The organism is Methylobacterium nodulans ORS 2060 (assembly GCF_000022085.1).
GTDB lineage: Bacteria > Pseudomonadota > Alphaproteobacteria > Rhizobiales > Beijerinckiaceae > Methylobacterium > Methylobacterium nodulans.
Genome location: NC_011894.1, coordinates 7,762,538 through 7,772,460, shown reverse-complemented (window position 1 = coordinate 7,772,460; position 9,923 = coordinate 7,762,538). Strand labels below are relative to the sequence as shown.

Annotated in this window: 13 protein-coding genes; 3 read left to right on the top strand and 10 right to left on the bottom strand. The window is 70.4% G+C overall.

The window, feature by feature from the left end; all coding sequences use genetic code 11:
• Window positions 1-825: 825 nt before the first annotated feature.
• Entirely contained in the window at window positions 826-1,830 is a 1,005-nt protein-coding gene (gene speB, locus MNOD_RS36320; protein ID WP_015933960.1) for an agmatinase, read from the bottom strand.
• A 211-nt stretch (window positions 1,831-2,041) separates the two neighbouring features.
• Between speB and rpsT the strand changes: the two genes are divergently transcribed.
• Complete coding sequence (gene rpsT / locus MNOD_RS36315) at window positions 2,042-2,308, top strand: 30S ribosomal protein S20 (protein WP_015933959.1); 267 nt, start codon at window positions 2,042-2,044, stop codon at window positions 2,306-2,308.
• Window positions 2,309-2,395: 87 nt separating this feature from the next.
• Here rpsT and MNOD_RS36310 read toward each other — a convergent pair whose 3' ends face one another.
• From MNOD_RS36310 to nthA, 3 genes are read right to left on the bottom strand one after another with little or no spacing between them, the layout of a single operon-like run.
• On the bottom strand, window positions 2,396-2,704 hold the full coding sequence (locus MNOD_RS36310; RefSeq protein ID WP_015933958.1) for a nitrile hydratase accessory protein: 309 nt from the start codon (window positions 2,702-2,704) through the stop codon (window positions 2,396-2,398).
• The gene (gene nthB / locus MNOD_RS36305; RefSeq protein WP_015933957.1) at window positions 2,701-3,396 is read right to left on the bottom strand and encodes a nitrile hydratase subunit beta; all 696 of its coding nucleotides are present in this window, start codon (window positions 3,394-3,396) and stop codon (window positions 2,701-2,703) included. The genes MNOD_RS36310 and nthB overlap by 4 nt, the downstream gene beginning before the upstream one ends.
• Window positions 3,393-4,022, bottom strand: coding sequence for a nitrile hydratase subunit alpha (gene nthA / locus MNOD_RS36300; protein WP_015933956.1), 630 nt, complete (start codon window positions 4,020-4,022; stop codon window positions 3,393-3,395). The genes nthB and nthA overlap by 4 nt, the downstream gene beginning before the upstream one ends.
• Window positions 4,023-4,140: 118 nt before the next feature.
• On the opposite strand from nthA, the gene corA reads away from it, so the two are divergent.
• Window positions 4,141-5,145: a magnesium/cobalt transporter CorA gene (gene corA, locus MNOD_RS36295; protein ID WP_015933955.1), complete on the top strand. Its 1,005-nt coding sequence runs from the start codon at window positions 4,141-4,143 to the stop codon at window positions 5,143-5,145.
• Window positions 5,146-5,574: 429 nt separating this feature from the next.
• Window positions 5,575-5,889, top strand: a complete 315-nt coding sequence (locus tag MNOD_RS36290) for a GIY-YIG nuclease family protein (RefSeq protein ID WP_015933954.1) — start codon at window positions 5,575-5,577, stop codon at window positions 5,887-5,889.
• Between the two features lie 267 nt (window positions 5,890-6,156).
• Here MNOD_RS36290 and soxA read toward each other — a convergent pair whose 3' ends face one another.
• The 6 genes from soxA to gpt form a co-directional block, all read right to left on the bottom strand.
• Window positions 6,157-6,933 (bottom strand): sulfur oxidation c-type cytochrome SoxA, encoded by a 777-nt coding sequence (soxA, locus tag MNOD_RS36285; RefSeq protein WP_015933953.1) that lies wholly within the window; start codon window positions 6,931-6,933, stop codon window positions 6,157-6,159.
• A gap of 1 nt (window position 6,934) precedes the next feature.
• Entirely contained in the window at window positions 6,935-7,255 is a 321-nt protein-coding gene (gene soxZ, locus MNOD_RS36280; RefSeq protein ID WP_015933952.1) for a thiosulfate oxidation carrier complex protein SoxZ, read from the bottom strand.
• A gap of 3 nt (window positions 7,256-7,258) precedes the next feature.
• Window positions 7,259-7,720: a SoxY-related AACIE arm protein gene (locus MNOD_RS36275; RefSeq protein ID WP_015933951.1), complete on the bottom strand. Its 462-nt coding sequence runs from the start codon at window positions 7,718-7,720 to the stop codon at window positions 7,259-7,261.
• Entirely contained in the window at window positions 7,717-8,262 is a 546-nt protein-coding gene (soxX, locus tag MNOD_RS36270) for a sulfur oxidation c-type cytochrome SoxX (RefSeq protein ID WP_015933950.1), read from the bottom strand. Before soxX ends, MNOD_RS36275 begins: the two co-directional genes overlap by 4 nt.
• Before the next feature lie 63 nt (window positions 8,263-8,325).
• Entirely contained in the window at window positions 8,326-9,324 is a 999-nt protein-coding gene (locus MNOD_RS36265; RefSeq protein WP_015933949.1) for an SDR family oxidoreductase, read from the bottom strand.
• A 90-nt stretch (window positions 9,325-9,414) separates the two neighbouring features.
• The gene (gene gpt / locus MNOD_RS36260) at window positions 9,415-9,921 is read right to left on the bottom strand and encodes a xanthine phosphoribosyltransferase (protein WP_015933948.1); all 507 of its coding nucleotides are present in this window, start codon (window positions 9,919-9,921) and stop codon (window positions 9,415-9,417) included.
• Between the last annotated feature and the right edge of the window lie 2 nt (window positions 9,922-9,923).

The following is a 9,923-nucleotide window of genomic DNA, read 5'->3' as shown; positions in this document are numbered from 1 at the left end:
TGATGGGTCCTCTCTCGGACCGCCCGCTTCTGCCCGCGGCTGGCCCGTACGCCGATACGCAACTCCCGACATGTCCCAGTTCGAACCATGTCGGCCCTGGTGAGGAACCAAGAGTCAACTACCCCCAGCCTCATCCCCGCCTTCCCCACGGGTCTATCAACAAGAAGTCTCGTTTTCCTTAAGCGACGCTCCGCCAAACTTCCTTGCGCACCCGGGCCGTGGCGGCGGTCGGCGCAGGGCACGACTCGCCGTGCGGCGACGCGAAGGCCGACGACACGAATCGTGACTTCAGGAAGACGGGAGCGCGCTCCGCCGCCCGGCGGGAACACCGGGACGTTACGCTCTCCTGGTGAAGCTTCGCAACAGGAAGGCTTCGCCGGGTGGTTAACGCCGGCTTGATCCCTTCGCCGGCCCACGCCCGGCGCACAGGTTATCCCGGCGCAACGGCTTGGAATCCCGGATTCTTCGCAAACCGGCGCGAATCATGGCGCCGCGGAGGGGCGACGGCCCGGAAGCGTGTCGAGAACGGGGAGGGGGCCGGGGACACGGCGGTGGAAAGGCCGTCGGGGCGGGACGGGGGCTTGACAGGGCACGAGGAACCCCTCTCCCGGGTGGGAGAGGGGAGGCCGGCTCACGGATCATACCAACGGCCCAGGCTGCTGACGTAAGCCAGGTGCTGCCGCGCATGCTCACGCATCGGGCCGTCGACCTGTCTCGCATTGTCGATGCCAAGCCAAAGGCTTTGTGACGAGGCTTGGCGAAAATCCGAGGCTTGGCGAAAATCCGAGAACGGAACCAACGGTCACATGGAAATGACCGTTGGTATCAGCCCCGGCGCCGCGCCCGCGCCTCGGCGAGCAGGCACAGCAGCTCGAAGGCGAAGGTCGCGCCGACGAGCGCGGTGGTGCCGGAGGGGTCGAGGGGCGGGGCGACCTCCACCACGTCGGCCCCCACGAGATCGAGGCCGCGCAGCCCCCGGACCAGGAACAGCGCCTCGCGCGAGGTGAAGCCACCGATCTCGGGCGTGCCGGTGCCGGGGGCGAAGGCGGGATCGATCGAGTCGATGTCGAAGCTCAGGTAGGTCGGCCCGGCGCCGACCACCGCCCGGGCCTCGGTCACCACGGCGGGCAGGCCCTGCGCGATGACGCGCTCCATCTCGATGATGCGGATGCCCTGATCGAGGGCCCATCGGCGCTCGTCCCGGGCGTAGAGCGTGCCGCGAATGCCGATCTGCACGCTGCGCTTCGGATCGAGCACGCCATCCTCGATGGCCCGGCGGAACGGGGTGCCGTGGGTGAGCTTGGCGCCGCCGAAATAGCTGTCCGTCGTGTCGCTGTGCGCGTCGATGTGGATGAGCCCCACGGGTGCGTCCCGGCCCAGCGTGCGCAGCAGCGGATAGGTGACGAGGTGGTCGCCGCCAATGGCGAGCAGGGTCAGGCCGGCCGCGTGCAGCGGCGCCGTGAAGGCCTCGATACGCGCCAGCGTGTCGACAACGTCGGCGGGATTGACCGGCACGTCGCCGAGATCCGCGCAGGCGCAGAGTTCGTAGGGGCACACGCCCGTGGCGTGGTTGACGAGGCGCATCAGGGCCGATTGCTCGCGCACGCCCCGCGGCCCGAGCCGTGCCCCCGGCCGGTTCGTGGTGGCGCTGTCGAAGGGGATGCCGAAGAGGCCGATATCGATCGGCTCGGCGACGGCCTCCTTAGGCGTCAGCACCGGCAGGCGCATCAGGCTGGCGAGCCCCGCGAAACGCGGCATCGCCATGCCGGACAGCGGCTGGAAGCGCGCGAGGCGCGCCGCGCGGGTCGGGTCGTCGTCCGGGCGGGTCATGTCGAAGCTCCGTGAAACCGATCCTGTCGTAACGGGATGCGGGCGGCGCGAGGAGTCCTGCGTTGACGATGGCAGACAGCGCGTCTATAGACGGCGCCTCGCGAACCCGCCGGCTCGCCCCGGCGGCTTTCCGTGCTTCCAGCGCCATACCACGCGACGCCGCCACGCCTCCGGGCCCTCGCGCATCGCGCAATCGAGATGAGGACAGCCGATGGCCAACACCGTGTCGGCCAAGAAGATGACCCGCAAGATCGCCAAGCGCACGGCGATCAACCGCTCGCGCCGCAGCCGCATGCGCACCTTCATGCGCAAGGTCGAGGAGGCCATCGCCTCCGGCGACGCCGCCAACGCACTCGCCGCCCTGCGCTCCGCCGAGCCGGAGATCATGCGCGCGTCCCAGAAGGGCATCGTTCACAAGAACACGGCCTCCCGGAAGGTCTCGCGCCTCGCGGCCCGGGTGAAGGCGCTGCAGGCCTGATCACGGCCGCATCGTCGGACGGATGAAGGGACGGATGAAGCCCGGTTCTCGACCGGGCTTTTTCGTGCGCCGTCAGGTCTTGCGCCGTCAGGCGCCCGGGTCGTTGGCCAGCAGGATCGGCTGCCCGTGCGGCGTCGCCGCGGCGGCCCGCGCGAAGGCGTCCCGGCGGCCGGACAGAGCCTCCGCCGTGGTAACGCCGCGGGCGGCGAGAAGCGTCTCGATCGTCTCCAGCCACAGCGCATAGTCGGCCGGGCGGTCGCCCCGGCGGGCCGCCGCGCCGAGCGCCTCGGCCCATTCGCCCCAGGTGAACAGCCCGCGGTCGTGCAGCGCCACGACGAGCGCGAAGGTCTGCGCCTCCCAGGGAGCCGCGAAGGCGGGGGCGTCGGGCGTCCTCACGCGTCGGCCTCCGGCCGACGCACCTCCGCCCGGCGGGCCGGCTCCAGGTAGCTCTCGAAGGCGTTGACCGAGACTGCCAGGCCCGGATCGGCATCCTCGCCCCACAGTTCCACGCCCGGGAAGCGCACCGTGTAGAGCCATTGCGGCGCCTCGCCGGCGAAATGCGCATTCGAATCCGGGAACACGAAGGTGCCGTGCACCCGCTCGACCGTGCCGGTGCGGCCGCGGACGTAACGCGGCAGGCGCGTATGGCCGACCGGGTTGATCGTCTTTGCCGTCACCTCGTCGCCAACCGCGAAGCGGGCCGGGTGCGGGGAGGGGCGGTCGCTCGGGAACCCCTGCGCGAAGAGCGGCGCCACCTGCTCGGCCCGCAGCACCCGGGCGACGGGTGCGGGCGGCGTCAGGGCCGCGCCCGCCGCCAGTTCCTCCTCGCTCGCGAGACCGTGCCGGAGCACCTGCTTCTCCAGCGCCTTGAACCAGATCGCGTAGTAGCTGGAGGTCAGGTACTCGCCGGGCGGCAGCGATTCGCGGGCCGCCCGGCTGGCATCGAGATTCCAGGCGCCGGTGAACCCCATGGCCAGCGCCAGGGCGAAGACGCGCCGCTCCCAGGGCGCGTGGAACCAGGGCTCGTCCGCCTCGAAACCGATCGGCCCGAAGCCCTGCATGCCGCCGAGATCCTGTCCGCCGTTCATGCGCGCACCACTTGGTCCGGAGAGAGGGGAAGCCCCGTGCCGATCATGGAATCGCGGGTGACGAGGTCGGCGAGCGCCGCCTCGTCGAGATGCTCGCTGCCGGCCGGGCGCATCGGCAGCACCATGTAGCGGAGTTCCGCGGTCGAATCCCAGACGCGGATGCGCGTCGTCTCGGGCAGGTCCACGCCGAATTCGCGCAACACGCCGCGCGGGTCGATCACCGCCCGCGAGCGGTAGGGCGGCGACTTGTACCAGACGGGCGGCAGGCCGAGGACCGGCCAGGGATAGCAGGAGCACAGGGTACAGACGACGAGGTTGTGCTCCTCGGGCGTGTTGGCGACCACCATCATGTGCTCGCCGCCGCGTCCGCCGAAGCCGAGTTCGCGGATCGCCGCCGTGGCATCGTCGAGGAGCCGCGCGCGATAGGCCGGATCGATCCAGGCCCGCGCCACCACCTTGGCGCCGTTGCGCGGGCCGATCCTGGTCTCGTAGGTCTCGATCAGCACGTCGAGGGCCGCCGGATCCACATAGCCCTTCTCGACGAGGATGGATTCGAGGGCCCGCACCCGCAGCTCCATGGGCGACAATTCGCTGCCGTGATGGTGCGGGTGGTCGTGATCCGTCATGCCGGCTCTCCCGCGCGAAGGATTAGACCGGCGCCGGCCTCCCGTCACGTCGCGATTCCCGTTGTGCAACGGGGCGATCCGGGGTCACTCTGCGGCAGCCCATGATCGGGGATGCACCATGCTCGCACCCACGCCGCCCGTCCCGCCTCCGGCCTCCGGCGTCGTCGCCGCGGCCGTCTACGCGGCCGGACGGCGCATCGCCGAAACCTCGGTCGCGGAGGCGGGGACCTGGGCGCGCAAGCCGGGCCACGTCGTCTGGATCGGCCTCTACGAACCCTCGGACGCCCTGCTGCACCAAGTGCAGGCGCAGTTCGACCTCCATCCCCTCGCCATCGAGGATGCGGGCAAGGCGCACCAGCGCCCGAAAGTGGAGCAGTACGGGAGCGGGCTCTTCGTCGTCGCGCGCACCGCCCAGCTCATCGAGCGGCGCATCGCCTTCGGCGAGACCCACGTCTTCCTCGGACGCGGCTACGTGGTGACGGTGCGGCACGGAGCATCGAGCTCCTACGCGGCGGTGCGCCAGCGCTGCGAAGCCTGCCCGACCACGCTCGCCCAGGGCGAGCACTACATGCTGTATGCTCTCCTCGACTATATTGTGGACGATTACAGGCCCGTGATCGAGGCGATCCACGACGAGGTCGAGGCGATCGAGGACAAGGTCCTCACCCGCGAATTGGAGCAGGCGGAGATCGAGCGGCTCTACATGCTCCGCCGCGACCTCCTGCGCCTGCGCACCGCCGTCGTCCCGCTGGTAGAGGTCTGCCGCAAGCTCGAACATGCCGAGACGGTGGCCATCGACGAGCACATGCAGGTGCTGTTCCGGGACGTGTCCGACCACATCCGGCGCGTCCAGGAGGAGATCGATGCCCTGCGCGAGGTGCTGGCCTTCGCCTTCGAGGCGAGCCTGATGATCGGCCAGACCCAGCAGACGCATATCGCGCGCCGCCTCGCCGCCTGGGCGGCGATCCTGGCCGTGCCGACGGCGGTGGCGGGCATCTACGGCATGAACTTCAAGAACATGCCGGAGCTCGAGCTGCAATACGGCTACTTCGCGGTGCTGGCCGCGATCCTGATGACCTGCCTTTTCCTGTACCGGCGGTTCCGGGCGGTCGGGTGGCTGTGAGGCGCGATCCGGTTTCGTGAACACGATCGGCGCCGCTGCCCGGGATCGCCGTTCAGGGGTGCTTCGAGGCCCGCTGCGCGGGCACCTCAGCATGAGGGGCGTTGAATTCGCCAGAAGCCGAGTTGCTCACGAGATAATCTGCAATGCCAGATCGATAATAGAAGATCATGTTTCCTTGATAAGCACAGATCTGGCAGGCGCGACATCCCTCATGCTGAGGTGCCCGCGCAGCGGGCCTCGAAGCACCCCTGAACACTGCTCCAAGGCGCAGGACGGTCTTGGACAGCCGCTCTTGGCTGCGTGCCGGCTGATGCCGGCCAGAGGCTACGCGATCTTCGATCGCCAGCACCTCAGCATGAGGAATGCTGCGGTTGCCATATTGTGCTGCCTTTAGGACACCTGCCTCGCAGAATTGTCCGGGGCCCCTGCATGAACGCCTTCGTGTACATCCTTCGCTGCTCCGACGGCAGCTTCTATGTCGGCTCAGCGCGAGGACAGACACTCGACAAGCGGATGGGCGAACACCAGTCCGGTGCCTTTCTCGGCTACACGCATGCGCGCCGGCCGGTGACGCTGGTCTACGCGGAGCAGTTCGACCGGATCACCGATGCGATTGAGGCCGAGCGCCGGATCAAGGGCTGGAGCCGCGCCAAGAAGGAAGCCCTCATCCGGGGCGACTGGAAAACGGTGCAGAGGCTCGCGCAACGACCAGGTGCGAGGGATATGCCCCAGCGCAACTCGTAGTCGTTCGGGGCGGGGTCTCCTGAAGGGCAGATCTGGCAGGCACGATATCCCTCATGCCGAGGTGCTTGTTCAGCAAGCCTCGAAGCACCCGGGAGCGGTCGTCCAATCAGCCCTGTTGCCAGGATCGCCGTTCAGGGGTGCTTCGAGGCTGCGGCAAAGCCGCAGCACCTCAGCATGAGGGATGTCGTGCCTGCCAGACACCGACCTGCCGCAGGACGATCCGCCTGTCCGTCAAGGCCGAAATCCCAGCCTGGGTGCCCCAGGGCGTCACGGCCGCACGGCCGGCGCTTCCACGGGGAGCCCCGCCGCCCTCTGCATCAGGTAGAGTTCGAGCGCCACCGCCTCCGGCGCGCCGGCCGGGTAGGGTTCCGCCCGCATGCCGACGAGGCAGTTGCGCAGGCGGCGCTGGAACGAGCCGAGATCCTGCCATTCGAGCCGATAGAGCGGATAGCCGTTCGGATGGCCCTGCGGGATGATGCCGGCCCCGAGATGACGGCCCCAATGGGCGTCGTGGCAGCCCGCGCAGGACAGGTCGAGCTGGCCCATGCGCCGGGTGAAGAGGGCGCGGCCCTCCGCGCGCGCCGCATCGAGACGCGGATCGGCGGGCGGCGCCACCGGCATCCCGCGCGACTGCATCGCCACCGCGGCGGTGAGGGCGAGGAGCGGGCGGCTCTCGCGGGGAAGCGGCGCCTCGCCCTGGTGGCGGATGCGGCAGAGGTCGATGCGTCCGGCGAGATCGACCGGCCGGCCCTCGGTCTCGTCCCAGGCCGGGTAGCGGGCGGCGACCCCGCGCATCGCCGTGATGTCGCCGTGGCAGCCCGCGCAGGAGGGCCGGCCGGAGGAGGCCGGTGCCGCCCAGGCATCGAGCCCATCCGCGGCCCAGAGCACGCCCGGATTGGCGGCGTCGTCCTGCTGCATGGCCCGCAGCTCCGGCGTCATCTGGTCGAAGCCGGAGCGGCGCGCGGCGGGCGGGATCTCCTCGGCGGCAAGCGGCGCGCAGCAGATCGCCAGGAGCGCAAGGGCGAGCCCGCGGCGGCTCGACACCTCAGGTCACCTCGATCGTGGCACTCTCCGTCTGCGAGAAGCCGTTATCGCCGCTCCAGGTGAAGGTGAGAGTGCCGCTCCGCGTCGCCAGGGTGGTGAAGGTCAGGTAGGGATTGGCGGAACTCGCCGGGTAGAGATCGGCGCGGAAGATCTCCTCGCCCTCATACCGGCAGACGAACTCCGTGACGATGTTGCGCGGCACGAGGCGCCCGTCCGGACCGGGACGATAGCCGGTCTCCATCGGGTGCGAGATCAGCGTCTTGATCTCGATGACGCTGCCGGCCCTGGCGGTCTTCGGCACGTTGATGAGGCTGCGGGCCACGCGTCATCCCTCCACGCAGGCGGCGAGCGTCACGATCGCGTCGGCGGTGGCCGACCAGTAGGTGCCGTCGCTCATCTCGGCGATCGCCGTCACGGTCTGGGAATCCGCGAGCCGGATGCGCGTCGAGATTGCGGCCCGGCCGGCGCGCGGCCCGAGATGCACGGTGAGCACGTTCGGCTGCGGGTTCTTGTCGTTGAAGACGGCGATGCGCCGGACATGGTCGGCCGCACTCATCGGGCTCTCGACGGTCACGGTAAGCGGCACGGCGTTGCCGTTCTCGACGAGCGGGGGCAAATCCAGCGCCACGCGGCCGGGATGGATCGGCGCGTCTCCGGCGAAGCGCCGGATCGCGGCCTCGGTGGGCTCGCGCGGCGGGCGCTCGACCGCCTCGGCCGGGCGCACCAGCGCCACGGCCAGGAGACCCGCGCCCCCCGCGAGAAAGCTCCGCCGGTCCGGCCCCGTCATCGCGTCTCCCCTTCGCCGCGGAGCGTCGCCAGATAGGCGATCACGTCCTCGATCTCGTCCGCCTCCAGGATCGGCTTGCCGCGCCAGGCGGCGCCGACCCGGGTCAACCCCTCGACGCGGTAATACGAGGGCATGATCGTGTCCGGATTCAAGACGCGGCCATCCACCAGCCGCAGGCGCAGCTGGCCCGGCGTGAGCCGCGCGCCAACCCTGGCGAGGTTCGGCCCGACATCGCCCTCGGCCCGGCCGCCGAGCCCCGCATGGCAGAGCGTGCACAGGCCGCGGCGCGGATCGGTGGCGATGGCCCGGCCGCGGACCGGATCGCCGCGTGCGCCCGCGAGCGGCTCCGGGATCGCGTCGCCCTCGATCGTGGCGGGTGCCAGGGCCGGGAGCAGGGTGAGAAGCAGGGCGGCAAGCGCCGGCGTTCCGTGCCGGGACCCCACCGGCCCGAGACGCGCGGTTCCCCTCTGCCGATGGAGACAGGAGGGTTCGCGCATCGATCCGGGGGCGGGGCGGCTTCGCATCGGGGACGGGTGCTTCATGCGTCCTCCGGGAGATGATGCAGCCGCCGCGCGGCGCAGCCGGGTGCGGCGATCGGCGGACCCTCAGGCCCGCCGCCTCATCAGCGCCGCGGCGGCGAGCCCCACCCCCGCCACCACGGCGCTCGTCGTGAGCGGATGGAGCTGCGCGCGCGTGTAGGTGCTGGTGCGCCGCACGTAGCCCGGATAGCTGCCGCGGACATGGCCGTCGGGCCCCGGCTGGTGCAGCGCGCCCTGCGGATCGCGCGGAGGCTCGGCGCTCCGCTGCGCACGGGACATCACGGCGCCGAGCCGGTCGAAAGCCTGCGGCGCCATCTTCTTGAAGCCGGTCAGCACCCGTCCGCCGCCGCCCACATAGATCTCGCGATGCGGGTGCACGGCCGCGTGCAGGATGGCGCGGGCGACCTCGTCCGGATGATAGACCGGCGGCGGCAGCTGCGGCTCGCGGTCCATGTAGTTGCGGGCATGATGCGGCAGGGGCGTATCGATCGAGCCGGGCTTGATCAGCGTCACCGAGACCGGCGCGCCTTCCATCTCCAGTTCCGCGCGCAGCCCGTCCGTGAAGCCGCGGATCGCGTGCTTGCTCGCCGAGTACATGGCCTGGAGCGGGATCGCCATGTCGGAGGCGATGCTGCCGACATTGATGAGAGCCCCGCCGTGCCGCTTCAGGTGCGGCACCGCCACGAGCGAGCCATGGACCGTGCCCCAGAAGTTGGTCCGGAACAGGCGCTCGCTGTCCTCGTCGCTCACCTCCTCCAGGCGGCCGAAGATCGAGATGCCCGCATCGTTCACCCAGGTATCGAAGCCGCCGAAGCGCTCGATCGCCGTGTCGGCCAGCGCCCGCACGTCCTCGCGCCGCCCGACATCGCAGACCGCATGGGTGGCCTGGCCGCCCTCGCGCTCGATATCCTCCTGAATCGCGGCCAGCGCCTCGGCGTTGCGGGCGCCCATCACCACCCGGGCGCCCTCCCGCGCGGCCATGCGCGCCGTCGCGAGCCCGATGCCGCTCGACGCTCCCGTGATCACGATCACCTGCTGGTCGAGGGGCTTGTGGGTGTGGACCATGTCGCGTCTCCGTCCTGCTGGGGAGTGTCCTTCGTCCCCTCCCCAACGATTGCGAGACGCTTGCGTTCACCCAGGCGGGCGCCGCCCCCCTCAGCCGGACGTGCCCGGATGGATCGGGGCCTGGTAGGCGAGGCCCATGTCCCAGGGGAAATAGATCCAGGTGTCCTGGCTCACCTCGGTCACGAAGGTGTCGATGAGGGGACGGCCGGCGGGCTTGGCATAGACCGTGGCGAAATGTGCGTTCGGCAGCATGGTGCGCACCACCTGCGCGGTCTTGCCCGTGTCGGTGAGGTCGTCGACGACGAGCACGCCCCGGCCGCTGCCGTCGCCGATGGCCCGGATGCTCGGGGCCACGTCCTTGAGCACCGTGAGGGCGCCCTGCTCCTGGTAGTCGTGGTAGCTCGCGATGCAGACCGTCTCGATGAGACGGATGCCGAGTTCGCGGGCCACCACCGCCGCCGGCACGAGGCCGCCACGGGTGATGCAGACGATCGCCTCGAACGGCCCCGCTCCGGCGAGCCGCCAGGCCAGCGCCCGGGCGTCGCGGTGGAACTGATCCCAGGAGACCGGAAACGCCTTCTCGCCCGCGGCCGTCATCG

Bases quoted from the DNA above. Each gene is read 5' to 3' on its own strand.
- MNOD_RS36290 (WP_015933954.1), top strand. From the start codon at position 5,575: ATGAACGCCTTCGTGTACATCCTTCGCTGCTCCGACGGCAGCTTCTAT.
- MNOD_RS36265 (WP_015933949.1), bottom strand. From the start codon at position 9,324: ATGGTCCACACCCACAAGCCCCTCGACCAGCAGGTGATCGTGATCACG.
- nthA (WP_015933956.1), bottom strand. From the start codon at position 4,022: ATGACGGATCACGACCACCCGCACCATCACGGCAGCGAATTGTCGCCC.
- gpt (WP_015933948.1), bottom strand. From the start codon at position 9,921: ATGACGGCCGCGGGCGAGAAGGCGTTTCCGGTCTCCTGGGATCAGTTC.
- speB (WP_015933960.1), bottom strand. From the start codon at position 1,830: ATGACCCGCCCGGACGACGACCCGACCCGCGCGGCGCGCCTCGCGCGC.
- soxX (WP_015933950.1), bottom strand. From the start codon at position 8,262: ATGAAGCACCCGTCCCCGATGCGAAGCCGCCCCGCCCCCGGATCGATG.
- MNOD_RS36275 (WP_015933951.1), bottom strand. From the start codon at position 7,720: ATGACGGGGCCGGACCGGCGGAGCTTTCTCGCGGGGGGCGCGGGTCTC.
- corA (WP_015933955.1), top strand. From the start codon at position 4,141: ATGCTCGCACCCACGCCGCCCGTCCCGCCTCCGGCCTCCGGCGTCGTC.
- nthB (WP_015933957.1), bottom strand. From the start codon at position 3,396: ATGAACGGCGGACAGGATCTCGGCGGCATGCAGGGCTTCGGGCCGATC.
- rpsT (WP_015933959.1), top strand. From the start codon at position 2,042: ATGGCCAACACCGTGTCGGCCAAGAAGATGACCCGCAAGATCGCCAAG.